This window comes from Sporosarcina sp. YIM B06819, assembly GCF_033485175.1.
Classification (GTDB): domain Bacteria; phylum Bacillota; class Bacilli; order Bacillales_A; family Planococcaceae; genus Sporosarcina.
The window spans coordinates 33,911-59,107 of the sequence record NZ_JAWLIQ010000016.1 but is presented as its reverse complement, the minus strand read 5'-3'; the positions used below and the strand labels follow the sequence as shown (position 1 = coordinate 59,107).

General features: G+C 40.9%; 25 protein-coding genes and 2 riboswitches. Of the genes, 4 read left to right on the top strand and 21 right to left on the bottom strand.

Annotated elements, in window-relative coordinates:
• Positions 1 to 51 precede the first annotated feature (51 nt).
• From R2B72_RS12215 to R2B72_RS12115, 21 genes are all read right to left on the bottom strand, one after another.
• Positions 52 to 1,626: a Na+/H+ antiporter NhaC family protein gene (locus R2B72_RS12215; RefSeq protein WP_318616859.1), complete on the bottom strand. Its 1,575-nt coding sequence runs from the start codon at positions 1,624 to 1,626 to the stop codon at positions 52 to 54.
• A gap of 143 nt (positions 1,627 to 1,769) precedes the next feature.
• A riboswitch (Lysine riboswitch) is annotated at positions 1,770 to 1,948 on the bottom strand.
• A gap of 58 nt (positions 1,949 to 2,006) precedes the next feature.
• On the bottom strand, positions 2,007 to 2,768 hold the full coding sequence (gene yunB, locus R2B72_RS12210; RefSeq protein WP_318616858.1) for a sporulation protein YunB: 762 nt from the start codon (positions 2,766 to 2,768) through the stop codon (positions 2,007 to 2,009).
• Positions 2,769 to 2,810: 42 nt separating this feature from the next.
• Positions 2,811 to 4,145, bottom strand: coding sequence for a bifunctional metallophosphatase/5'-nucleotidase (locus tag R2B72_RS12205; RefSeq protein ID WP_318616926.1), 1,335 nt, complete (start codon positions 4,143 to 4,145; stop codon positions 2,811 to 2,813).
• A 24-nt stretch (positions 4,146 to 4,169) separates the two neighbouring features.
• Positions 4,170 to 5,000 carry a sulfite exporter TauE/SafE family protein gene (locus R2B72_RS12200; protein ID WP_412177838.1) on the bottom strand — a complete coding sequence of 277 codons (831 nt, stop codon included), beginning with the start codon at positions 4,998 to 5,000 and terminating at the stop codon, positions 4,170 to 4,172.
• The gene (locus R2B72_RS12195; RefSeq protein ID WP_318616855.1) at positions 4,994 to 5,857 is read right to left on the bottom strand and encodes a DUF72 domain-containing protein; all 864 of its coding nucleotides are present in this window, start codon (positions 5,855 to 5,857) and stop codon (positions 4,994 to 4,996) included. The genes R2B72_RS12200 and R2B72_RS12195 overlap by 7 nt, the downstream gene beginning before the upstream one ends.
• Positions 5,858 to 6,056: 199 nt before the next feature.
• On the bottom strand, positions 6,057 to 7,454 hold the full coding sequence (gene sufB / locus R2B72_RS12190) for a Fe-S cluster assembly protein SufB (RefSeq protein WP_318616853.1): 1,398 nt from the start codon (positions 7,452 to 7,454) through the stop codon (positions 6,057 to 6,059).
• Positions 7,455 to 7,472: 18 nt separating this feature from the next.
• On the bottom strand, positions 7,473 to 7,919 hold the full coding sequence (gene sufU / locus R2B72_RS12185; protein WP_318616852.1) for a Fe-S cluster assembly sulfur transfer protein SufU: 447 nt from the start codon (positions 7,917 to 7,919) through the stop codon (positions 7,473 to 7,475).
• Positions 7,909 to 9,138, bottom strand: coding sequence for a cysteine desulfurase (locus tag R2B72_RS12180; protein ID WP_318616850.1), 1,230 nt, complete (start codon positions 9,136 to 9,138; stop codon positions 7,909 to 7,911). Before R2B72_RS12180 ends, sufU begins: the two co-directional genes overlap by 11 nt.
• On the bottom strand, positions 9,138 to 10,445 hold the full coding sequence (gene sufD, locus R2B72_RS12175) for a Fe-S cluster assembly protein SufD (RefSeq protein ID WP_318616849.1): 1,308 nt from the start codon (positions 10,443 to 10,445) through the stop codon (positions 9,138 to 9,140). The genes R2B72_RS12180 and sufD overlap by 1 nt, the downstream gene beginning before the upstream one ends.
• 19 nt (positions 10,446 to 10,464) lie before the next feature.
• Positions 10,465 to 11,244, bottom strand: coding sequence for a Fe-S cluster assembly ATPase SufC (sufC, locus tag R2B72_RS12170; protein WP_412177837.1), 780 nt, complete (start codon positions 11,242 to 11,244; stop codon positions 10,465 to 10,467).
• Between the two features lie 259 nt (positions 11,245 to 11,503).
• Positions 11,504 to 12,706, bottom strand: a complete 1,203-nt coding sequence (locus tag R2B72_RS12165; protein ID WP_318616848.1) for a dicarboxylate/amino acid:cation symporter — start codon at positions 12,704 to 12,706, stop codon at positions 11,504 to 11,506.
• 200 nt (positions 12,707 to 12,906) lie between these two features.
• The gene (locus tag R2B72_RS12160) at positions 12,907 to 13,764 is read right to left on the bottom strand and encodes a MetQ/NlpA family ABC transporter substrate-binding protein (protein WP_318616847.1); all 858 of its coding nucleotides are present in this window, start codon (positions 13,762 to 13,764) and stop codon (positions 12,907 to 12,909) included.
• Between the two features lie 200 nt (positions 13,765 to 13,964).
• The gene (locus R2B72_RS12155; protein WP_318616846.1) at positions 13,965 to 14,633 is read right to left on the bottom strand and encodes a methionine ABC transporter permease; all 669 of its coding nucleotides are present in this window, start codon (positions 14,631 to 14,633) and stop codon (positions 13,965 to 13,967) included.
• Positions 14,626 to 15,651 (bottom strand): methionine ABC transporter ATP-binding protein, encoded by a 1,026-nt coding sequence (locus R2B72_RS12150; protein ID WP_318616845.1) that lies wholly within the window; start codon positions 15,649 to 15,651, stop codon positions 14,626 to 14,628. Before R2B72_RS12150 ends, R2B72_RS12155 begins: the two co-directional genes overlap by 8 nt.
• 112 nt (positions 15,652 to 15,763) lie before the next feature.
• A riboswitch (SAM riboswitch) is annotated at positions 15,764 to 15,869 on the bottom strand.
• A gap of 55 nt (positions 15,870 to 15,924) precedes the next feature.
• Positions 15,925 to 16,224 (bottom strand): thioredoxin family protein, encoded by a 300-nt coding sequence (locus R2B72_RS12145; protein WP_318616844.1) that lies wholly within the window; start codon positions 16,222 to 16,224, stop codon positions 15,925 to 15,927.
• A gap of 71 nt (positions 16,225 to 16,295) precedes the next feature.
• The gene (locus tag R2B72_RS12140; RefSeq protein ID WP_318616843.1) at positions 16,296 to 16,637 is read right to left on the bottom strand and encodes a toprim domain-containing protein; all 342 of its coding nucleotides are present in this window, start codon (positions 16,635 to 16,637) and stop codon (positions 16,296 to 16,298) included.
• Between the two features lie 42 nt (positions 16,638 to 16,679).
• Entirely contained in the window at positions 16,680 to 17,087 is a 408-nt protein-coding gene (locus tag R2B72_RS12135; protein ID WP_318616842.1) for a nucleotidyltransferase substrate binding protein, read from the bottom strand.
• The gene (locus tag R2B72_RS12130) at positions 17,056 to 17,394 is read right to left on the bottom strand and encodes a nucleotidyltransferase domain-containing protein (protein ID WP_318616841.1); all 339 of its coding nucleotides are present in this window, start codon (positions 17,392 to 17,394) and stop codon (positions 17,056 to 17,058) included. Before R2B72_RS12130 ends, R2B72_RS12135 begins: the two co-directional genes overlap by 32 nt.
• 143 nt (positions 17,395 to 17,537) lie before the next feature.
• Positions 17,538 to 17,921: a glycine cleavage system protein GcvH gene (gcvH, locus tag R2B72_RS12125; protein ID WP_318616840.1), complete on the bottom strand. Its 384-nt coding sequence runs from the start codon at positions 17,919 to 17,921 to the stop codon at positions 17,538 to 17,540.
• Positions 17,922 to 17,995: 74 nt separating this feature from the next.
• Complete coding sequence (locus R2B72_RS12120) at positions 17,996 to 18,355, bottom strand: arsenate reductase family protein (RefSeq protein ID WP_318616839.1); 360 nt, start codon at positions 18,353 to 18,355, stop codon at positions 17,996 to 17,998.
• 338 nt (positions 18,356 to 18,693) lie between these two features.
• Positions 18,694 to 19,374, bottom strand: coding sequence for a TetR family transcriptional regulator (locus R2B72_RS12115; RefSeq protein ID WP_412177836.1), 681 nt, complete (start codon positions 19,372 to 19,374; stop codon positions 18,694 to 18,696).
• Positions 19,375 to 19,741: 367 nt separating this feature from the next.
• Here R2B72_RS12115 and R2B72_RS12110 point away from each other — a divergent pair, with 367 nt between their 5' ends.
• The 4 genes from R2B72_RS12110 (at position 19,742) to R2B72_RS12095 (ending at position 25,192) form a co-directional block, all read left to right on the top strand.
• Positions 19,742 to 21,235 carry a BCCT family transporter gene (locus tag R2B72_RS12110; RefSeq protein ID WP_318616924.1) on the top strand — a complete coding sequence of 498 codons (1,494 nt, stop codon included), beginning with the start codon at positions 19,742 to 19,744 and terminating at the stop codon, positions 21,233 to 21,235.
• Positions 21,236 to 21,262: 27 nt separating this feature from the next.
• Positions 21,263 to 23,311, top strand: a complete 2,049-nt coding sequence (locus R2B72_RS12105; RefSeq protein WP_318616836.1) for a CocE/NonD family hydrolase — start codon at positions 21,263 to 21,265, stop codon at positions 23,309 to 23,311.
• Positions 23,312 to 23,500: 189 nt separating this feature from the next.
• A complete protein-coding gene (locus tag R2B72_RS12100) occupies positions 23,501 to 24,634 on the top strand; it encodes a Xaa-Pro peptidase family protein (protein ID WP_318616834.1) in 1,134 nt (377 codons plus the stop codon).
• Positions 24,635 to 24,667: 33 nt separating this feature from the next.
• Positions 24,668 to 25,192, top strand: a complete 525-nt coding sequence (locus tag R2B72_RS12095; protein WP_318616833.1) for a DUF2179 domain-containing protein — start codon at positions 24,668 to 24,670, stop codon at positions 25,190 to 25,192.
• Positions 25,193 to 25,197 lie beyond the last annotated feature (5 nt).

Sequence of the window (25,197 nt, the reverse complement as noted above, 5' to 3'; positions counted from 1 at the left end):
AAATTGCTTTTTATATAAAAAAGAAGCGATGAAATTCCATCGCTTCTTTTTTTATGCAGACAGCTGAACGGCCTCTTTTTTTGCTTTCATCGACCAAACAGCAAATAATATAACAAGAAGAATAATGACAGCAATAAGACCTATCCATACAGAGCCTGTAATCCCTAAAACAATATAGCCAATTGCAGCGATTGCTGCGCTGATGAGCGCGTAAGGTAATTGCGTTGTCACATGATCCATCAGGTTACTCCCCGCACCTGTCGCTGACAGGATTGTCGTATCCGATATCGGCGAACAGTGATCGCCGCAGACCGCTCCTGCAAGAACTGCTGCCAATGCTGGTAATAAAATGTCCGGTGCGGCATCAATCATAATGGTTCCTGCAATCGGTAACAGGATTCCGAATGACCCCCAAGATGTCCCCGTTGCAAAGGCCATTAAACTTGCCAGCACAAAAATAATAACCGGTAAAAATGCCACTGGTAGATTAGCACTTATGACAACGCCCGATAAATAAGCACCTGTATCTAATACAGCAATTAAATCGGTTAGTGCCCAAGCAAAAATTAGGATGAGAACTGCTGGAATCATCGATTGTACACCAGTTGTAAATGCGCGAATGACCAACCGCATACTTGCCGTTTCATTGCGTTTCATCTGTAGCATATACAACATCGCAGCAACTGCTGTCCCCGCCATTCCCCCTATTAGCAATGACAAAGGCACATCTGTGTTTTCAAAAATCGACCAAATGCTCATCGATCCACCTGCCAAATAGCCCGTTCTAATCATCATGGCAAAAGTAACAGCTACTAACACCACAATCGGTGCTACTAGATCACGTACACGACCATGTGCGTGCACAGGGAACTCCTCTTTCAATTGACCAGGAATCGCTTTCGAAGGATCAAATAACTGCCCTTGTTCTTTCGCAAGCTCTTCATGTTTTTTCATTCCAAATAAATCAACATCTGTCCACGCCAAGAAAAAGACTGTTGCTAGTGTTGCCACAACATAAAAATTCATAGGGGCCATCATGATAAAAGCCGATAGTGGTGAATAGCTAATAGCCGCGGCACCACCAAAAATGAGTGCTAGCTGTCCTATTAAAAACGCACCCCAGCTAGAAATTGGCGAAATCGAACAAATCGGTGCTGACGTTGAATCGATAAAATAAGCTAATTTCGCGCGAGAAATCTTGTGCTGATCCGTAATCGGACGAGCAATTTGACCAACTGCCAATGCGTTAAAATAGTCATCTACGAAGATCGCAATGCCCAAAAACACCGTCAATAGTTTAGCTCCACGTCTTGTCTTAATACGCTGGACTGCCCACGCTGCAAACGCCCGACTACCACCAGACAAGCTAACGAATGCCGTAATAACTCCAAGTAAAAGGATGAATAACATAATGTAAATATTATACGTATTCAATTCTCCTCCATCCCAGAAAGAGACGATCATTCCACTCCATAAATTCTTGATAGATTCACCTGGCGAAAAGGATGCTGCCAATAAAGCTGCAGCGACAACTCCTGATCCAAGTGATAGCAATACGCGTTTTGTCGCCAACACCATGACAATAGCAATTAGTGGCGGCAAAATCGATACCCATGTTCCAATCATTCTAAAATCCTCCATTTTGTTGGGTTGAGGCCCGTCATGGGGGAATAAAAAAACCGACTCCTTTTGACACTTAATTAAGTGTTTGGGGAGCCGGCATTATCTACGTTGCGTTTGTTGGATAAATAAAAGTGCTTATCTAACGTACGACATGTAGCTCATCACACATCAAACGATGTATGACAGTGTTATTCCTATTTGGAATAACCCCAGCCTGATGGATTTGACGATCCTATCAAACTTCGGCAAAGCTTCCTTTTACACACGGTCATAGATGTCAATCTCTCGTGTGTGACTGATAAGCAATGCAGCCTCTACCCAATCGGTATTTTATTTACTATACTAGCCTAACAATAAAACAGCTAACTTTCAAGTCTTATTCACTATTGCTTTGGAAGTTGGACTGGAATTTCAATATTAGGTGCAGCACCTCCACCATTACTGAAGACCGGAGGCACGGTTCCTGGAATAATTCCCATTGCAATCAGAATTCTCTGTTCCACTACACTTTCTTGCGTTGCAAGCGGCACGATAATTTGAACGTTCACTGTCACAACAACATTTACTTCGACAGATGCACTGTTTATACCAAATTCCTTGATGGTCGGTTCAATATCCGTGTGCACTTCACCAATGACATGAAAGCGGATTGGGATTTTTGGACCGAAATTTCCAAGTAAGGGAATATTCAACGCCTGCCCAATAGGAACAAAAAATACAATGCCCTTTTGACTTTCCATTGCTTGCGGGTCATATTCGATATTGTTTTGCATGGGCAACATATCAAAATTCCCCGCTTCAGCCTGCTTAAGATGAGTAGCAACTAGTGCATGTATATCTCCTACTGCCCGACTAGCGGCTTCCGCATTGATTGTTATTACCCCAGTAGAACCATTAGTGCCTGCCGGAAACATTTCTTCAACGCTAGGTAATTTAAAATCCCGTGATGTGAGAGCTTTGTTAATGACATGAGCGGCTATTATCCGCGTTTGTACTTCTGCATATTGGACATAGATAGGTGTAAGTCTCATATTGATGATGTATAAGAATAAGGCAATCGCGATTAGAAACGCCGGAATAAGGAGCGGTAACCATTTTCGTTTCTTCTTCCTTGATCTTCGAGTACTTTGCACATGAAATCTCAAAACGACTCCTCCTGCTGTTACATTATGCAGGAAAGGAGTCGTTTATTCAGTTCCATACCAGCCCAACACATCTCTAATCAATTCAGGCATACAGTAGTCTTTCTCCGCCTCTTTCAACGAAGGAAAGAAAAAGCCAAATGTAAACATATCTAGTGTGGCAAGCGAATACGTCTGCCCCTCGACAACTTGCCGATTCCCCGCATAAAGCTTACCATGACGATTTTTGTACAATCTTTCATGTATCATTGCTCCCATAAGCGTCCCACGGAATCCAAGTCCTTTAATTTCAATATGCGGCCATTCTTCATTCAAAGACAGTTCGTAAATCTCTTTCAACTCGGCGCCGTCTAGTGTGATGATACAAGGGTTTATCGGATGTGGCAGTAGCGTATGCAGGCTTTCTTTCGTCACCCAACCTTTGTCTAAGCTACCAAGAAAGATCCCTGTATTAAATAGCGCACAATCAGCCTTTGTATAAGCGATCAATGCACGGCCGAAAAAGGATGCCAATGGACTCGAACCGAATAAATTTTGTGGCAGTGTTGTCGGATTGTAGAAAACCCTTTCTGCCATTGCCTGCTTGCCTGATGCGATAAGTGCATTCACTTGTTGAATGTCTTGTTCAGTAGTTGTCAGCTGGTCTGACCTGTAAAGCTTTGCTGCCATTTTTTTTGCATCGCTATCCACTTGCACCGTCACATGACCTACATATTCCCCATATTTCCCTGTCGCCGCCAATAATGTATGTCCGATTAGCTTGCCTTCATGAAAAAGATGGTGCGTATGTGCTCCGAAAATAACGTCGATTTCAGGGCATTCTACTGCCAATTTTTCATCTTCCGTTATCCCCAAATGTGATAGGCAGACGATCATGTCTGTTTGCCCTGCAATTTCCTCAGCAACCCGTTTTAACCCTTCACTAGGCGACGTCACTTCCCAACCTAACTTCGCATAAAACGTGGTGTACTCTGCTGTTGCGCCAATAACACCAATTCTCGTCCCTTGCTCTGTCACGTAAATCTTGTAAGGCAACGCCCATGCCGGACGCCCCCCACCCTTTTCGAATAAATTACAAAGAATCACATCGAACTTGGCATCTTTATATAAAGAAGAAAGCGCCTTTTCCGACATTGTAATGCCTTCGTTATTGCCAATCGTTACTGCGTCAAATCCTGCTTCATTCAATAAACGGATGTTCCCGTGGCCATTTGTCCCTTCCGTAAAAGGATGTGAGCGGTCAACATGATCCCCGATATCGAATACATAACAAGCTTCTCCCTTGGCCGAGTGCTCACGCTTTTTATCACATAACAAGCGACTAATTTGCGGCCAATTCTCAAAGTGACTATGGATATCATTGGTATGATAAAAGTGTATCGTTTCTATTGTACTAATCGCAACTCACCCCATAATTCCGTCGATAATCGATCGAATCCCTAGTATTAAAAGAATAATTCGTAATGCGAGAACAAGCGTTTCTGATTTCATCTTCTGATTTAACATCGCACCTAACTTCGCACCGATATAAGCAGCAGGAACGACGGGTATCGTGTACAACCATGGTACATTGCCAAGTGATATATGCGTAATAGAGTTGGCCATAGCCGATAGGAATACCATGAACATGGATGTTCCAACCGCAACATGCGGAGGAAACAAGAATAATAGAATCATTGCAGGTACGATGATGGAGCCTCCACCAATTCCGAATAGACCCGATGCAAAGCCAACTCCAAACGTCAACAGTAAAGCAAACCATACCGGATAGCCAAAGACAAATGTCTCTCCCCTATTATCCACAAAGGTTCTTTTTTTACCATGGTTAACGAACCAACTCACAGGCTTTAAATATTTTCTAACTAATAATAGCGTCGATAAAATAATAAGTAAAATTCCGAAATAAAAGTTAAATGATGGTAGATCGAGCCCTTTATTAACAAATGCTCCGACAAGAGTTCCCGGAACACTCCCTGCGAAAAAGATGAGACCGCTTCTGTAATCAATTGTTTTCGTTTTCATATAAGATAGTGTCGATGCAAGACCTGTAAAAATCATCATAATGACTGAAAGACCAACGACTGTTTGCGGTGTAATGCCATCAATCAGCCCCAGATTGATGCCGACAAAAAGTGTCGCCGGCACAAGGATGATGCCGCCTCCGAGGCCAACAAGTGCCCCGACAATTCCTGCTGCTAGACCAATAACGGCCAATATAAGATATTCCACTACCATTCCTCCTCAAAAAAGTTGAGCTGTTTCGGCGTCAGACTTTCATAGTTGATATTGAGCATTTTTTGAAATCGCTGTGCATTTCTTGCTGCATGTCCGCCAGAGTTGTTATTAAAAATAACGAATACTTCCTTCGTTTCCACTGTCAGTTTTTCGACTGTTCGCTGAATTTCTTGCAGTTCAGCTTCATTGTAATTATACAAATACCTCACCTTACGCCACGCATGATCATCGCCGGATATGTTACGCCATCCTTGGACATTACGGCCATGTAGCCTAACGAGCACTTTATCTGGTCGTGTCGTGCTCGCCACAAGTGGAATACTGCCTTCACCAGCCTGCGGTTCATCACAGACGGAGTGGATCACTTTTAGTTTGCGCAAAAAATCTAATGTCTTTTGCCTAAAGTCAGTCGAATACCACGATTGATGTCTAAACTCAATTGCGATATCGAAGCCTTGCAACTTTTCACAAACGAATTGAATTTCATCGACATGATCTTTCGTACAATCAAACCAAGGTGGAAACTGCACAAGTATCATCGCTAACTTCCCCGCTTCTTGTAACGGTGTAACGGATAAGCGGAACAACTGATACATTTCGTCAATCGAAGCATATGGCAGTGGTTCACGATTATGCCCCGTCATCCCTTGATACGCCTTTACAACAAAACGAAAATTATCCGGCGTTTCGGCAATCCATTTGCGGATATTACGTTCTGGTTGTATCGCATAAAAAGTAGCATCCAGTTCAACAATCGGAAAATGAGCGCTATAATCGAGCAACTTTTCCTTTGCCGTTGAGGACGGATCATAGACAGTCGGATGATCGCCCCAGCCCGTCAATCCGATTTGAATCATTCCCCTCGCCCCCCTTTCAAATGCAACGTTAGTATTATTCTAACATATGCCAGTGAAACTGTTACGGCAATCGGAACTGATTTGGAGGATTGTACGATGAATTTTGTAAACTCGACTACCTTTACAACAATCTGGATTACCTAACTTTATCACAACGACAAAAAACCGGTCACTAGGACCGGTTTTTCCAACATAATAATTACCCGATGCTACCTTCCATCTCGAAGCGAATCAATCGGTTCATTTCAACAGCGTATTCCATCGGCAATTCTTTTGTAAATGGTTCGATGAAGCCCATAACGATCATTTCAGTTGCTTCAAGCTCAGGAATTCCTCGGCTCATCAAGTAGAAGAGCTGCTCCTCTGAAACTTTCGATACTTTTGCTTCGTGTTCTAGTGACACGTTATCATTGAGGATTTCGTTATATGGAATCGTATCTGATGTAGACTTATCATCCATAATTAACGTATCACACTCGATATTCGCACGTGCACCATCTGCTTTACGTCCAAAGTGAACGATTCCTCGGTACGTTACTTTCCCACCATGTTGAGAAATCGACTTAGAAACGATTGTTGAAGATGTGTTTGGTGCCAGGTGATGCATTTTCGCTCCTGCATCTTGGTGCTGGCCTTTACCTGCAAGTGCAATGGATAATGTCATACCGCGCGCGCCTTCACCTTTAAGGATGACTGCTGGATATTTCATCGTCAATTTTGAACCGATGTTGCCATCAATCCATTCCATTGTTGCATTCGCATCACAAACTGCACGCTTCGTTACAAGGTTGTACACGTTGTTCGCCCAGTTTTGGATTGTTGTATAACGGCAATAGGCATCTTTTTTGATGATGATTTCAACAACCGCACTGTGCAGTGAGTTTGTTGTGTAAACAGGTGCTGTACATCCTTCGACGTAATGCACGCTTGCTCCTTCATCAACAATGATAAGTGTACGCTCGAACTGCCCCATATTTTCCGAGTTAATACGGAAATAAGCTTGTAGCGGCGTTTCAACCTTAATGCCTGGTGGTACGTAGATGAATGATCCACCCGACCAAACAGCCGAGTTTAAAGCAGCAAACTTATTATCGGAGTTCGGAATAATCGTTCCCCAATGCTTTTTAAACAACTCTTCGTTTTCGCGTAACGCCGAATCTGTATCCTTGAAAACAATTCCAAGATCTTCAAGATCCTTTTTCATGTTGTGGTAGACAACTTCTGATTCGTATTGTGCGGAAACCCCTGCAAGGTACTTCTGCTCTGCTTCAGGAATTCCGAGTTTGTCAAATGTACGCTTGATTTCTTCCGGTACTTCATCCCAAGAACGTTCTGTTCCTTCAGATGGTTTAACGTAGTATGTGATTTCGTCAAATTTAAGTGGGCTAAGATCGCCACCCCATTGAGGCATTGGCATTTTATAGAACAATTCCAATGACTTTAGACGATAATCCAACATCCACTGTGGCTCTTCCTTCATGTTTGAAATCTGTTCAACAATTTCTTTTGTCAAACCGCGTTCCGAACGGAAAACTGATACGTCTTTATCAGCAAAACCATATTTATAATCACCGATATCCGGCATTTTTTTAGCCATTACTATTCCTCCGTTCCTTTAGTCTGTTGCGTCGGAATCATTTCCGACTCCCTTTTCCATCGCCTTCCACGCGAGTGTTGCACACTTAATGCGCGCAGGGAATTTCGCTACACCCGCAAGTGCCTCGATATCCCCTAAATCAATGGAGTCTTCAACATCTTTCCCCAGCATTAGGTCCGAAAAAACATGTGCAAGCTTCGTAGCTTCGTTCACATTTTTCCCTTTCACAATTTGCGTCATCATGGAAGCGGAGGCCATAGAGATCGAGCAACCTTCGCCTTCAAATTTCGCATCTTGAACGATGTCATTTTCCACTTGAAGTGTCAGATGGATGACATCCCCACATGTTGGGTTATTCATATCGATTGTAATATTGTTATCCGCAAGAACCCCTTTGTTCCTTGGGTTCTTATAGTGATCCATAATGACGGATCGGTATAACTGATCTAAATTATTAGTAGACATCGTTAAAATACTCCTTTGCGATACGGAGTCCGTCCACGAGGCGATCGACGTCAGCTTCTGTATTGTAAATATAGAAGCTAGCGCGTGCCGTGGCTGATACATTCAGCCACTTCATGAGCGGCTGTGCACAGTGGTGACCCGCCCGAACAGCAACACCATTCATATCGAGCACTGTTGCGACATCATGCGGATGGACGTCATTCAAATTGAATGTTACTAGCCCTGCACGTTTTTTCGGATCAAGCGGACCATACATCGTCAGTCCGTCGATTTCCGACATCCGTTCCATAGCATAGCCTGCTAATTCATGTTCATGCCGTTCAATATGATCCAGTCCGATTTCCTCCAAGAAATCGATAGCCGCACCCAAACCAATTGCTCCTGCAATGATTGGCGTGCCTCCTTCGAATTTCCAAGGCAACTCTTTCCACGTAGATTCATATAGCCCGACAAAATCAATCATTTCGCCGCCGAACTCGACAGGCTCCATGTTGTTCAATAACGCTTTTTTGCCGTACAAAACACCAATCCCAGTAGGACCACACATCTTATGTCCCGAGAAAGCAAAAAAGTCACAGTCTAGATTTTGGACATCTATTTTCAAATGCGGTGCAGCTTGTGCGCCATCAACAACCATGACAGCACCATGCGCATGCGCAATTTCAGTAATTTCTTTAATCGGATTCATCGTACCGAGTACGTTGGACACATACATAATGGAAACGATTTTTGTCCGATCCGTGATGACTTCACGTACTTTATCAATTGACAATGTGCCATCTTCCTCAAGGTCGACGTATTTCAACACTGCCCCTTTTTCTTTCGCAAGCTGTTGCCACGGAATAATGTTCGAATGGTGCTCCATATAGGTAATGACGATTTCATCACCTTCACCAACATTAGCCCGCCCATAACTTTGCGCGACTGTATTCAACGCAGTTGTTGTCCCACGCAAGAAGATAACTTCTTCCGTCGATTTCGCGTTAATGAACTTGCGCACCTTTTCACGTGCGCCTTCATAGCCTTCTGTCGCTCGGTTACCGAGTGTATGCACACCTCGGTGAACATTCGAATTATCAAGGCCATAATAGTTGCTTAACGCTTCTATTACTTGCCGAGGCTTCTGTGAAGTCGCAGCACTATCAAGATAAACGAGCGGATGCCCGTTTATCTCCTGATTCAATATGGGAAAATGGTTGCGGATCTCTTGACTGAGCATTAGCGCACTTTCCTTTCGATAACCTCCGTCAATTGTTTCTTAACGCCTTCAATCGGCAATTTGCTGACAACCGGCGCAAGGAAACCATGAATGACAAGACGTTCTGCTTCATGTTTTGTAATTCCTCGACTCATTAAATAAAACAGTTGTAACGGATCGACACGACCAACAGATGCTGCGTGTCCTGCAGTTACATCGTCTTCATCAATCAAAAGAATTGGGTTTGCATCTCCGCGTGCTTTCTCACTTAGCATTAGTACGCGTGATTCTTGAACAGCATTTGAACGTGTTGCCCCTTTTACGATTCTTCCGATTCCATTAAAAATCGATGATGCAGCATCTTTCATAACACCATGTTTAAGGATGAAAGCATCTGTATCCAGTCCAAAGTGAACGATTTCAGACGTGAAGTTCTGGCGTTGGTTACCACGCCCAACAACAACGGTCTTCAAATCACATGATGAACCGTTCCCTACAAGATGCGTAATGTTTTCAGCAATTGTATCGCTGTCATTCATTAGACCTAGTGCCCACTCAATACGACTATCGCGTCCAGTAACTCCACGACGGTTCACATAAGTTGTGAAGCCAGCTGCCAGTACATCCACAGCACCATAGGTGATTTTCGCATTGTCGCCTGTGAATACCTCCGCAACGATGTTTGCTAGTCCTGCCGCTTCTTCTACTGTTGACAAATAGTTTTCGACATACGTCACTGAACTATTTGCTTCCGCTACCACAAGAACGTGGTTGAAGAGTGAAGCTTGCGCATCGTCATGTAAGAATAACACTTGAAGCGGTTCTACTACGACAACATTTTTCGGAATATAAACGAACACGCCGCCGTTCATTAGTGCTGCATGAAGTGCAGTTAGCTTATGCTCATCTACTTTAACGCCATCTGCCATGAAATATTTCTTCACTAGATCGCTATGTTCACGAGATGCTGTGAAAATATCCGTCATGATAACGCCTTGCTCTTTCAGTTCATCTGATACTGATAGAAAAGCAGGAGTGTTGTTATGCTGAACATAAATCGTTTTTTGCTGCTCTATATCAATCAAAGCAAGTGCTTCTTCAGGAAGCTTGTCCAATGAAGTATACGTCGATGACTCCACTGCATGAATAGGGAATTCTGTGAAATTCCACTTATCAATTTTTGTTTTATCTGGTTTTGGCATTGCAAGCTGTTCCACTTTCGCTAATGCATCTGCACGGAAATCTGCCATCCAACTAGCTTCATTCATTTGAGCTGAATAGGAGCGGACGTCCTGTTCGGTCAATGCCACTTTAGTTTCAACCGTCATTGTGAATCGTCCTCCTCTCTTAAACTTCTTGCCCGACTGTCTCGTCTTCGATGCCAAGCTCTTCTTTAATCCAATCATAGCCTTGTTCTTCAAGTTTATGTGCTAGTTCAGCACCACCGGATCTAACTACTTTACCTTGCATCATCACGTGAACATGGTCTGGTGTAATATAGTCAAGAAGACGTTGGTAATGCGTGATAATTAGGCAACCGAATTCTTCACCGCGCATATCGTTGATGCCTTTTGATACAACTTTCAATGCATCTATATCAAGACCCGAGTCAATTTCATCAAGGATTGCAAATGTAGGTTTCAACATAAGCAACTGAAGGATTTCATTACGCTTCTTCTCTCCGCCTGAGAAACCTTCGTTCAAGTAACGTGTTGCCATATCTTCGTCCATTTCAAGGAATTCCATTTTGCTATCCAATTCACGGATGAATTTCATCAACGAAATTTCGTCGCCTTCTTCACGTTTAGCATTAATGCCAGAACGAAGGAAGTCAGCATTTGTAACACCTGTAATTTCGCTTGGATATTGCATACCAAGGAAGATTCCTGCACGAGCACGCTCGTCAACTTCCATATCAAGCACGTCTTCGCCGTCAAGCGTCACTGTACCTGCTGTTACTTCATATTTGGGATGCCCCATAATCGCTTGCGCGAGTGTAGATTTACCTGTACCATTTGGACCCATGATTGCGTGGATCTCGTTTGTATTGATCGTCAAATCGACGCCTTTCAATATTTCCTTGCCTTCAATTTCAACGTGAAGGCCTTTAATTTCCAAAGTAGCCATTCCAATACCTCCAATATATTAAAGATGAACGGAAAATCGTTCTCTATTTAGTATCATTCTAATCTTACCCCATTAATCAATGCCTTGCAAATCATTGAGAATCTGTTCCATTTCATTTGAATGCCCTTAATTCAAGACTTGTATGCAAGCATTCTAGCCGGCTACACATATTTTCATTTATCCCTATTCTATTGAGAATTCTAATCATTTGAAAAAGCCGATACACAAGGTATCGACTTTCGATTTATTCTATAAAGTATTAGTTTCCAGTAGAAACTTTATCTTCTTTTTTCGTAAACTTATCAACAATCATCGCAAGTGCACCGTCACCCGTTACATTTGTCGCCGTACCGAAGCTATCCTGCGCCATGTACAATGCAATCATCAAAGCGACCATTGATTCATCGAAACCAAGCATCGAAGCCAGAAGCCCAACTGCCGCCATTACCGCTCCACCTGGAACACCCGGTGCTGCAATCATCGTCACACCTAGCATAAAAATAAATGGTAGATACGCGGAAAATTCAATCGGCATACCATTCATCAGCATGACACCAATTGAACACGATACAAGTGTAATCGTACTTCCCGATAAGTGAATAGTTGCAAACAGTGGTATTGTAAAATTCGCCACCTTCTCTGATGTGCCCGTTTCTCGCGACTGTCTTAATGTCACCGGAATCGTTGCAGCAGAAGATTGTGTACCAATTGCAGTGAAATAAGCAGGTGCCATTGTTTTCATGAGGCCGAACGGGTTACGTTTTGACAATGTCCCTGCCACCGTATATTGAAGTGTCAGCATAATTAGATGAAGTGCAATAATCATCACGAACACCACAGCAAATACGGAAAGAACTTTCGTAACTTGTCCTGTATATGTCATATTCAAGAATATACCGAAAATATGGAACGGTAATAGTGGAATAATGATATATGAAATTACTTTTTCGATTAATACATTGAATTCATTGAAGACAGCAAACATCGACTTACTGCCAATAGACGCCATCCCAATCCCCAGCACGAATGCTAGAAGAAGCGCAGACATAACACCCATAATTGGTGTCATTTCAAGCTCAAAAAATGCTGTAGCTGCTTCCCTAGTTGCTTCGCCAACCTTACCACTACCAATACTGTCAATAAAGCCCGGCAATAGCGTTGTTGCCGCAAAGAAAGCCATAATTCCCGCGACAATTGTCGAAATGTAAGCAAATGCCGTCGCAAGTCCAAGAAGCCTGCCAGACCCTTTTCCAAGTTCCGCAATCCCCGGTGCTATAAATGCAATGATGATTAACGGTACAATAAAATTAAGGAATCCACCGAAGATCATATTAAATGTTGCCGCTAGACTGACAAACCATTCTGCAAAACCTTCTCCGATTTTCGGGGTTAGTATTCCAAGTACAACTGCAAGCGCAATCGCAATGACAATACGCCATATAAGACCAAGTTTAAACTTCATTTTTATGTCCTCCCTAAATAAACACATGTATTTATTCGATTATGATACCATAATTTTTTCACTATTGTAACCTCTTTTTTAATTTAATAATTATCTTAATCCTCCGACTATTATGACTTATATTTTGTTTAATAATTATCATTTCCCATCACCTAAAAAAACCCCGTCAACCATTGCTGATTGACGAGGCCTTGTGCTACTTATTTTACAGGTACGACCGAGCCGCCCCATTCTTCTAAGATAAAGTCCTGAATTTCTTTTGATTTCAATACTTCAACCAACGTTTTGATAGCTGGCTTGTCTTCATCGCCTTCTCTTACAGCAATAATATTTACATAAGGTGAATCCGAAGATTCAATTGCAATTGAATCTTCAAGTGGGTTTAAACCAGCATCGATTGCATAGTTTGAGTTAATTAACAGCGCGTCGCCTTCATCATTTGCATAAAGTTGTGGCATAAGAGCTGCTTCGTAATTTGCATCGAATTGCAAGTTTTTCGGATTTTCTACGATATCTTTCACTTCAGCTTTTATCTTTTCGACTCCGTCAGCTAACTTGATAAGCCCATTCGCTTCAAGCATTGCCAATACACGACCATGGTCAGCTACTGAGTTACTAATTAGAATCACGGCATTGTCTGGTAACTCGTCAATTGACTTGTACTTTTTTGAATAAAGACCAATCGGTTCAATATGAATAGCCCCTGCATTTGCGAATTTATAGCCAAAATCTGCAATTTGTCCTTCGAAATAAGGAATGTGTTGGAAATAGTTCGCATCAAGATCACCAGATTCTAAATCTTGGTTTGGCAATACATAGTCTTGGTATGTCTCGATTTTGAGCTCAACACCTTTTTCCTTTAGCAATGGTGCTGCCTTTTCAAGGATAATCTCATGTGGTACGTTGGATGCGCCAATTGTAAGTGTCGTTACTTCTGTTTCACCTGTATCTCCACTACCACTTCCGCTTGTTTGATCGTCCTTAACCTCTTTTGTTCCACACGCTACAAGTGCCAATACAAGCACTGCTAGTAAAATACCTGTTAATAACTTTTTCATGTTGATGACTCCCCTTTTCTATGTTGTTTTATAATCAAATGCGCCTTGGCGTATTTGTGCCTAGATTTTGAATTGAGCTTGCTCAATTAACTCCTTTCAAAATCTATGGCATCCGCCGGAGGCTATAAATTAATTCGGATGGGTGTGTATCCATCCGGATTAATTTAAAACAGGCAATGCCTGTTGTTCCCAAAAGTAAGTTACCGCTTGTCCATTTTTCTTGCAGCAAAATCTCCAATGAATTGAATGATGAAAACGATAATTAAGATGATAATTGTTGCAGCAAGTGTAACGTCCCCACGATTACGCTGGAATCCGTCCAAAAACGCTAATGTTCCAAGACCACCAGCACCGATGATTCCGGCCATTGCCGTATAGCCAACGAGTGCAATAGATGTGACGGTAATACCCGAAATAAGTGCGGGCATTGACTCAGGTAATAAAACCTTAAAAATGATTGTCCGTGTTTTTGCTCCCATCGACTTGGCAGCTTCAATAACACCTTTGTCAATTTCCTGTAATGCAATTAATACCATTCTTCCATAGAAAGGAGCTGCTCCAATAATAAGTGCAGGCATCGCTGCATCAGGTCCGCGTATCGTCCCAAGTAGGAACTTCGTAAATGGAATCAACAAAATGATTAATATAATAAAGGGAATCGATCTAAAAATATTGACGAATGCCCCTGTAACAACATTGGCGAATTTATTAGCCCACAGCTGTCCTGGACTTGAAAGGAATAGAAGGACACCTAGCACCAATCCAATTACTAACGTAAAAAATGTAGATAATGCTGTCATATAAATCGTTTCAACTGTCGCTTCCCACATTTTCGGCCAGTCAACATTCGGAAATAGGGTTTCAATCATTACTAATCACCTCTGTCTGCACATCTTTTTCATGAAGATAACGAATCGCTTCTTCAATGGTAGCCTCGTCCCCCACAAGTTGAAGGATTAATGAACCGTATGCCCCGCTATGCGTATGTGAAATATTCCCCTGAACGATATTCACATCTACATCAAATTTACGAATCAAGCCTGCTAAAACGGGCTGTTCTGTCTGTTCCCCTACAAAAACAAGCTTGATAAGCGTCCCAGTAGGCAATTCTTCTTTAATATGTGCCAACGCCTGCTTCACTTCCACCGGTTCCGTTATTTGAGTAACAAATCGTTTCGTGATCGGCGCTTGCGGTGATTGGAATACTTCTAGGACATCTCCCAACTCGACAACCTCGCCAGCTTCCATGACCGCAACTCGATGGCAAATTTTACGAATGACGTGCATCTCATGTGTGATCAACACAATCGTCAAGCCTAGACGCTCGTTAATACCAGTTAAAAGATCGAGAATTGAATCTGTGGTTTCTGGATCAAGGGCTGAAGTTGCTTCATCACATAACAGAACTTCTGGGTCATTTGCCAACGCGCGGGCGATTCCCACACGTTGCTTTTGACCGCCTGATAATTCGGATGGATAGGCATTTTCACGACCAGCCAACCCTACAAGTTCAATCAGCTCTGCCACTTTCTTTTCACGGTCTGCTTTTTGTACTCCTGCGATTTCCAGTGGAAAAGCGATATTTTCCTTAACAGTTCTAGACCATAATAAGTTGAAGTGTTGGAAAATCATACTCACTTTTTGCCGCGCTTCCCTAAGTTGTTTCCCCTTAATAGCAGAAATTTCTAACTTCCCAATCTGCACACTGCCAGATGTAGGCATTTCAAGACCATTCAACAAGCGGATTAACGTACTTTTTCCTGCCCCACTATAACCAATGACTCCGAAAATTTCGCCATCAGCAATTTCAAGCGATACATCTTTGACAGCTGTAATCCTGTCTGACCCATCACCGTATTGTTTATTTATATTTGATAAATGAATCATTTCTCTCACCTCTGAATATTTTTTTCCACACTACGTGTTGATAATATAAAAAAGCCTTCCTGCAGACGGGCAGAAAGGCTTGACGTTATCAATAAATAAACGTTCGTCCAATCTCTCATCTTCCAAAGTAAATACTTTGTGTGATTTGGCACCATTTCACTTGCGTGACGGTTGCCGGGCTTCATAGGGCACTATCCCTCCACCTCTCTTAATAAGAGTGTTCTATTCAATTAGAATGTTAAGACATATACTATCACATGTTGATTTGGACTGTCAACCAATCTTTTCGAGAAGATAGGGAACAGACTGAAATGCATAAATCTTATGTTGCACAATGCCATCTTTTTGGATTAGCAAACAAGGCACACTTTCGATTTCATAATCCATTGCCAAGTCTTGTACGTAATTCAAATCTGCCTTCCCTATCGGCATGTCTGGCTTCATTACTGACACAACTTCCATCATTTTAGAAGCGACAGCACATGTCCCACACATTGGTGTATATAAATAATACAAGGCAGCGGTCGACTCTTTCAAGGCTACTTCCCATTGTTCACGTGTCCATGTTTCCATTGCTTATAAACCATCCTTTACAATCCGCCGGAGGCTAACTTGATTCAGTAGAGGGTTTTAAATCTGCTGAATCAAGTTAAAAATTCGGGCAGTATATTGAAATGTGCATCTTGCAAGATTGTTGCGAGTACTTTGTATGGCGTTGTTTCCACTTCTCTATACACCTTTTCTGTATATAAATGAATGGCGTCAGGAAACTCCTGCTTGAATAACGTTCGGATCTTATCGCCTGATTCATCTGCATCGACAAGGACAAACAGCTCATGTTGTTCATAAGGGGCCAGCAATTCTTCCAGTCGATAAGCGCTGACCGTTCCATTCGTACAAATGATATCCACGGGCTCGGCAAGGATTCGTGCAAGCCGTTTTCGATCCTGCCCTCCTTCAACAATGATTACTTTGTCATCATTCACAAGTGTCCACTCCACTTCGTCATTATCGGCACAAGCATTTGCTTACTGTAGTTTTTCTAGCTCTTTTTCTATATTTACAATCAACTTTTGCAGAAGTCCCACATAATCCCTTTTAATCTTAACATAAATGAGTTTAGCTTCCTCTTCGTCATAAATATGGAATGTTTTATTTCGATCTACCATCATATCGATCCACTCATCCCCATCTCGAATTAACCCATAAGTATAGGCTTCCCGAATCGTAGCCCGCGGACTTCTCATTTCCTCGATTCCCGTATATTCCAAAAATATTTTCATAAGCTTCCAACTGAGTTCAAATGTAAATTCAAAACGTTGAATAACCCCATCGTATACAATATCATTCATGATTTCTAATTCCGTTGCTTCAGCTAAACGTTTACTCGCCCGTTTATAATCTTCAAGCTTCTCGTGGAGTCTTTCCTTTTTCATATAAAACAACTCCTTCATTTCTAATATTGACAAGCAATTTTTCTTTAGCTAAACGATTCATAAACAAAACATCTATTTTTAGCGGTGTGGGTAAGTTTTGCAAATCTGCTTCGATTAAGTTTTGTTCGCTATGAGAAAGGTGGTTTGTAAATAATGCGAGGTCAATATCTGATGTGTTGCGATAGTCTCCTCTTGCCCGAGATCCAAAAAGCATTATACTTTCAATTGATTCGTTTTTCTTGCACAACATTAGTAATTCAGTCATAAATCTTTGCGTGATACCTGCTTCATCATAATGGAAAACCATATTTGTCCTCTCCTAACGTAATTCTCAAGTCACTAACTACTTTCCAGTAATTGCATATAGGGATAGACATGGCTATTTATATCTTTACTCGCTCTTCTATATCAAAAAAACGTCGGAATAAACCCGACGTTTCATTGGACAACTTATTCTCCGACTGTCATTGCTTCGTATGCTTCAGCTGTCATCAATGCATCTACTTCAGACACATCAGATGGTTCAACAACGATCATCCATGCATTTTCGTATGGAGATTCGTTCACGAATTCAGGGCTATCTTCCAGTCCTTCGTTCACTTCAATAACTTTACCGCTGATTGGTGCGTAAAGTTCTGATACTGTTTTAACGGATTCAACGCTTCCGAAAGGCTCGTCCGCTTTGATCTCGTCACCAACAGATGGAAGTTCAACGAAAACGATATCGCCAAGTTCAGATTGTGCAAAATGTGTAATTCCGATACGGTAGTTACCGCCTTCTTCTTTTACCCATTCATGCTCTTCAGAATAACGCAGATCTTTTGGTGTGCTCATTCCGTACCCCTCCAAATATATAGTTTCATTCACTTCAATTTTGGCATATTTCGTGCATAAAAACAAGGAAGGAATCACTTTGTCCAAACGTTTTCAAATTCTTCTTCCTTGAAACCAACCGTCACTTTGCTATCACCAAAAACAAGCGGTCTTTTAATCAACATACCGTCTGATGCTAGCAAGCTAATTTTCTCTTCATCTGACATACCTACTAATTTATCTTTCAAATTAAGTTCCCTATACTTTGTCCCACTGACGTTGAAAAACTTCTTCAGTTCCAATCCGGATGTAGCAATAACTTTGCCTAGTTCCTCTTCAGCAGGAGGGGCTTCTGCAATGTTTATCTCTCGTAACTCAAACCCTTTTGCTTCAAGCCAAGCCTTTGCTTTTCTACACGTTCCACATTTCGGATATCCGTAATATGTAAGTCCCATATCCACAACACCTCCATTTTCGCCATTATAACAAAAAAAAATGACATCTGTTAACTAACAAATTTCTTTATAAAGCACAGGTAAGAAAGATCTGAAAATCTTTATTTTATTGGACCTTTTCCGGCGCAATTTCGGCAAATTAATCACGATAGCATTACCGAAGGACAAGTGTGGCAAACGTCTTGTTACTTTCCTACAATAGTAAAGTGAAAATAGCAGATATTGGTACGGCTTTAACTGTTTTAGCGATATTATCATAATAATCAAACGGGTTAATGCACAAGTTCATAATATAGAATAAAGAGGAAAATATCTATTCACACTTGTGATCTCCTTCTCTATTTGACTACAATATGTCGTGATTTTGCATTGTCAACTATTTGTTCTATATACTGCATAGTAATATGCATAGCTTCTTCTGATTTATAATCCGAGCGTCTGTTTAAAATATTCGTTAGCATTCCTTGCCAAATTAATATTGTTATTTCATTAATATCATCTACACTATTTGCATCTATTTGCCCTTCGTTGGCAGCAAGCTCCAAAATTGACTTTCCGCGTTTGGACATACTTCTTTCAATCAAAATGGGTTTTAGCTCTTCAGGAATAGCAATTAAGTCAGTAGGATAAATTTCATAATATCTTTTTATAAGGTTTTCTGGTTGATCTCCCAAATCCATGATGAAAACTGCATGAAAGATGCTTGGTTGTTGGAAAGAATGTTTACAGAAACATTCCCAAGCAAGCATGTATTTTTCTAAGGGCGTGTCACCTTTCCCCATATACATTGTCACTTCTTCAGTGTAATTTTTCATTAATTTCATTGATGCGAAAAATAGAAGATGAGACACTTCTGCGAAATAGTTGTAAATAGTCGCACTATTATATCCGGCACGGTCTGCAACTTTTCGAATGGTTACTTGATCGATGCCTTCTTCATCAATGATTTCCACTGTTGCTTCGATAAAATATTTCCACATACGACTCATTTGAATCTTTTTATTACTCAAGTTTAACACCTCTTAAATTCTTTGTAATGCACCAGTCAATTCAATTATACGATATTTCTAAAAAAAAAATGCATTTTTAGATTGTTCTAAGATTTCTCATGTGTTAGTATAATCAACGTGGAATAATAATCACGATTATATTATCTATTGTGATAATATTTACTTCATGAATGCAAGCATCTTGTTTTTACTTTTGCATGAATTAAAAAAAGGAAGGCAGACTATTGATGGACAAATTTATCTGAATCTAGATAAAGCCTTCGGCGGACGTCACGGAACTTTCGGATATTTGAAAGCGCTGTCAATTACTGGAGAAGTATACGTGTTGTTTTTAGGTAGTTATATTACAATTGAGGGGTGAAGAAATTTGAAGAAGGTGCAGATTGATCCATTTGTCTTTTGGACATCCATTGTTGTTATTGTCGCAGCAACTGTTTTACTCGTGTTAAATAAAGCGACTGCAGAACCGTATTTAGATAAAATTATGACTTCCATTACGTATAAAATGGACTGGGCGTTTCAGTTTTTAACAATCGGCCTATTTGTTTTACTTATCTGGATTGCTTTTAGTAAATACGGAAAAATTAAGTTAGGTGATGGGAACCCAGAATTTTCGACATTCAGCTGGGGAACGATGTTGTTCACAGCAGGAATGGGAACAAGTATCATGTATTGGTCTATGCTTGAACCTATTTTTTATTTTACGGGACCTCCTTTTGGTATAGAGCCCGAAAGTAAAGAAGCTGCGGAATGGGCTTTAACATATGGTTTGTTTCATTGGGGGATATCGGCATGGTCACTTTATGCATTCCCAACTGTTGTCATCGCTTACTCCTATTTCGTTAGAAAACGTCCATCATTAAAATTAAGTACCGCTTTAAGTGGAGCTTTAGGTAAATATGCTGATGGGTGGCTTGCAAAGCTAATAGACGTGCTAGTTATCTGGAGTTTGGTTGGTGGTCTAGGAACATCACTCGGATTAGGTGTACCAATGGTTTCCGCTGTTGTTGGCAGTATCTTTGGTATACAGCAATCATTAATGCTAGACACTATTATTGTCGTTAGTATTACAATTATTTATTCTGCAAGTGCATATATGGGACTTCATAAAGGTATTAAACGACTAAGTGACATAAACGTTTATCTTGCATTAGCCCTTGCAATTTTCGTCTTTATTGTAGGACCAACTTCGTTTATCTTGACATACTTCTCGAACAGCTTTGGGTTGATGGTGCAAAACTTCGCGTATATGAGTTTTTATACGGATCCCATCAACAAGGGAGGATTCCCACAAGGATGGACCGTTTTCTATTGGGCCTGGTTTGCTGCTACAGCTCCATTTATGGGATTGTTTGTTGCACGTATTTCGAAAGGGCGTACACTTCGCGAACTAATTACACATATGCTTTTATGGGGTTCAATTGGTGGGTGGATTTACTTTATGGTTTTCGGTGGGTATACGATGAACTTGCAGTTAAGTGATATCCTACCAGTTAAAGATATATTAAGTGAAAATGGTGGTCCTGCAACGGTTGTAGAAATATTGAAGTCCTTGCCACTAAGCTACATCGTATTACCGTTCTTTGTTATTTTGGCCATAATATTCTTGTCAACATCACTCGATTCTGCCACTTACATCTTGGCGGCTATCGCGACAAAAGAGTTAAAGGAAGGACAAGAACCTGCTAGATGGCATCGCATGGTATGGGGGACAATATTGGCAGTCCTATCCATTACCTTATTACTCATTGGTGGATTACGCGTTATACAAACGTCAGCAGTAATTGTTTCTGTTCCTATATTTGTTATTTATCTATTGTTAATCGTTTCGTTTTTCAAATGGTTAAAACAGGATTTTCCGAAAATGTAACTTAGTAAGAAGAAATGGGGTTTTCCAATGGTTTTCAACGTTCGTGAATCAAATCGCTCGATTAAAACAAAATTTCCGAGGGAAATTAAAGAAATTGAACATGTCTGGATTCCACTATCTGATGGAACACGCTTATCTGCACGTATCTGGTTGCCTGTTGATGCTGAAAAAAATCCAGTTCCGGCGATTCTAGAATATCTTCCTTATCGTAAAAATGATTTTACGGCGTTAAGGGATTCAATCCGCCACCCTTATTTTGCAGGTCATGGCTATGCAAGTATTCGAGTGGATATGCGTGGTTGTGGGGATTCTGATGGAATTATGTATGATGAATATTTAAAACAAGAGCAAGATGATGGTCTTGAAGTATTGTCTTGGATTTCAAAACAACCATGGTTTACTGGTGGAGTTGGAATGATTGGTAAGTCATGGGGTGGTTTTAACGGCCTTCAAATTGCTGCCCGGCGTCATCCAGCACTTAAAGCAATTATTACGCTAATGTCAACAGATGATCGTTATGCAGACGATGTTCATTATAAAGGTGGAGCACTTCTAGCTTCGGACATGCTTTGGTGGGGTTCTACAATGTTTGCCTATAATGCGCGACCCGCAGATCCTAAAATTGTTGGTGATGCATGGCGTAAAAGTTGGTTAGAGCGTTTAGAAAAAACACCACCATTCGTTGAAGCATGGGTCAAACACCAACGCCGAGACGAATATTGGAAACACGGTTCTGTATGTGAAAATTATGAGGATATTAACATCCCAGTTTTTGCAGTAGGTGGATGGGCAGATGGCTATACAAACGCCGTACATCGCATGCTGGAGGGACTCAGTGGACCTCGAAAAGGATTGATTGGTCCTTGGGCACATGAATATCCAGAGGTAGCTGTTCCCGGTCCGCAAATTGGCTTTTTACAAGAATGTTTGCGTTGGTGGGATCACTGGTTGAAGGATGTTAAAACTGGCATTATGGATGAGCCGATGCTTCGTGCTTGGGTAAACGATAGCGTTGCGCCAAGAACAGATTATGCAATTCGCCCAGGACATTGGGTAGCGGAAAGTGAATGGCCACCTAAGGCTAGTGATGAAAAACGTTATTATCTCAGCAATCAACAACTCCATGAACAACCCGTTGTTGAAGAAGAAATAATCGTTTCTAGTGTACAGGAACACGGTCTTTATTCAGGTGTGTTCTGCCCATTTGGACAACCGGGTGACTATCCAGCAGATCAAAGAATTGAAAATGGTTTATCTGTCGTATTTACATCAGAACCACTAACAGAATCCGTAGATATCCTTGGCTTCCCTGAACTAACAGTAGAAGTGTCATCTGATCAACCGAATGCGCTTCTAGCTGTGCGATTAAATGATGTTGCGCCAGATGGCTCTTCTTCACGGATTACATGGGGAATGCTGAATTTAACACATCGTAATAGTCATGAGCATCCCGAACATTTAGTACCAGGGGAAAAGTACATGATTACAGTAAAAATGAATGCAATAGGTCATAATCTACCTGTGGGACATCGTTGGCAAATTGCCGTGTCGCCGACTTATTGGCCACATGCTTGGCCGTCACCTGAACCAGTAACTTTAAAAATATTTACAAATGAAAAGACACATTTATCCTTGCCAGTTAGAGAGCCTAAAGCAATTGATAATGAGTTAATACCGTTTCAACATCCAGAAACAGCTGCCGTAATGGAACGTGAAATTCTTCGTGAAGCAAACCGAACAAGAGAGATTCGACATAACACAATATCAGATGTATGGACACTTGACGATTTCTCTGATGAAGGTGCAAGAATGCTTCCTTATAGTGGCATTGAATACGGTAGTACAAATCGTAATATCTACACGATTGAAGCCGGAAATCCATTGTCCGCAAAAGTGCAATGTGATTGGACGTTGACAGTGGGACGCGGTGAATGGCAGACGCGTTTAGAAACTTCCAGCATCATGTCAGCTGACAAAGATCAGTTCTACCTAACCAATCATCTAGTCGCTTATGAGGGTGACAATGAAGTGTTCAATAAAACATGGGAAATTGCTATTCCTAGAGAGTTCGTTTAAAAGGTACTTCTCCTTGTACAAGCAGGGTTTCATTCCATGTAACACTGCTTGCAACAAGGAGTTTTTCATGTAAATAATTTCAATAAAACCTATTGTGATTAAAGGATCTATTATGATACACTCACTTAGTAATCACGATTATCTAATTACTTGCGATTAATTCTGTTTCTTTTGAAGGGAGAAATGAACGTGTTCATTCAGAATAGGCTTGTGCAATTCAAGAAGTTTATGGATGACAATCAAATTAGACTAAGCTTAATTTGGGTTCCAGATAATCAGTTTTATTTAACAGGTTTTCGTGCGATTTCCTATTCACGGCCGATTGTTACGTTGATTGAAAATGACAAGACTTCGTTAATCATTCCTGGCCTTGAAGAAGTTCATGCAAAAGAGAAAGCTAGAGTGGACGCAATGCATATCTATTATGAGCAGTTCGGCTTTAAGGACAAGGAAATGTCCTATTTGGACCATTTATCGAAACAACTTCAACATCTTCCAAAGGGTAGTATGATTGGTGTTGAGGTAGACAGCCTCCCTTCTACTGTGTTTATGTATCTTACTAAGTTAGGTTTCACAATTGTAGACATAGGTAATAAAATTATTGAAATGCGGATGATTAAAGATGTACATGAGATAGAATTTTTAAAAATAGCTGGTCGTTTATCTGATAAAGCGATTGCAGAATCACTGAAAAATGCAAGACCAGGTATTAGCGAACTTGAATTTGATTCATACGGTGATAAGGTATTGCTTGAAATCGCTTCAAAAGAGTATCCTAATGAACTAGTTGGATACGAAGATTGGACGTGTTCAGGTGTGCAGCGTAGCGAAATGCCGCATTTGTATTCAAGTACAAGGAAGTTTGAGACAGGAGACGGCGTTGTGCACAGTAGGCAAGTCTGGTTTAATGGCTATCGTGCCGAAAATGAACGCACGTTCTTAATTGGACAAGCAACGGAACTGCAAAAATACTGTTTGAAACTTGCAATTGAAGCACAGTGTGTAGGCATGGCGATGATTCGTCCAGGCATTGCAGCAAAGGAAGTTGACATCGCTACTTATAAGGTGTTCGAAAAAGCGGGTTTTGCTCAATATGTTAATCATCGAGTTGGTCATGGTCTTGGGTTAACCGAACATGAAGAACCGTACTTGCGGTTTGATAATGAGCTAATCCTTCAAGAGGGGATGGTATATACGATTGAGCCTGGTCTTTATATTCCTGGAGTGGGTGGATTTAGGCATTCGGATACAATTATTCTAACGAAAACGGGTAGCTATTCAATTACACAGTATCCTAGAGATTTTGAACAAATGGTATTTTAAATACGGGTCACATCAAGACTTAAGGAGAATTTTATGCTAACAATGCTAATGACAATAATTATTATTAATATTGTCTATGTTTCATTATTCACATTGCGTGTAATCCTAGTTATTAAAGGTTACACAGTCGTAGCATCAATCCTATCCATGGGTGAAGTATTTATTTATCTAATGGGTTTGACAATCGTTTTGGATAACTTAGACAAACCAATTAATATAGCAGCCTATTGTTTAGGCTGGGGGATGGGTGTATTCCTTGGTAGTAAAATCGAATCTCGTTTAGCGCTTGGTTATATCGTATTTGATGTAGTCGTTGATTCGTTAGAAATAGAGATTCCTATGAAAATTCGAGCGCAAGGATATGGTGTTACATCTTGGGTCGCTGACGGAAAAGATGGTCAAAGGCTTGTAATTAAAGTATTAGCTAAACGGCATTACGAGAAGAAGTTAAGAGATCTTGTTCTATCTTTAGCGCCAAAAGCATTTATCATTTCCTATGAGCCAACTAAGTTAAATGGCGGTTTTCTGCTCAAAAATCTTAACACTGGACGGATGTAACCTGT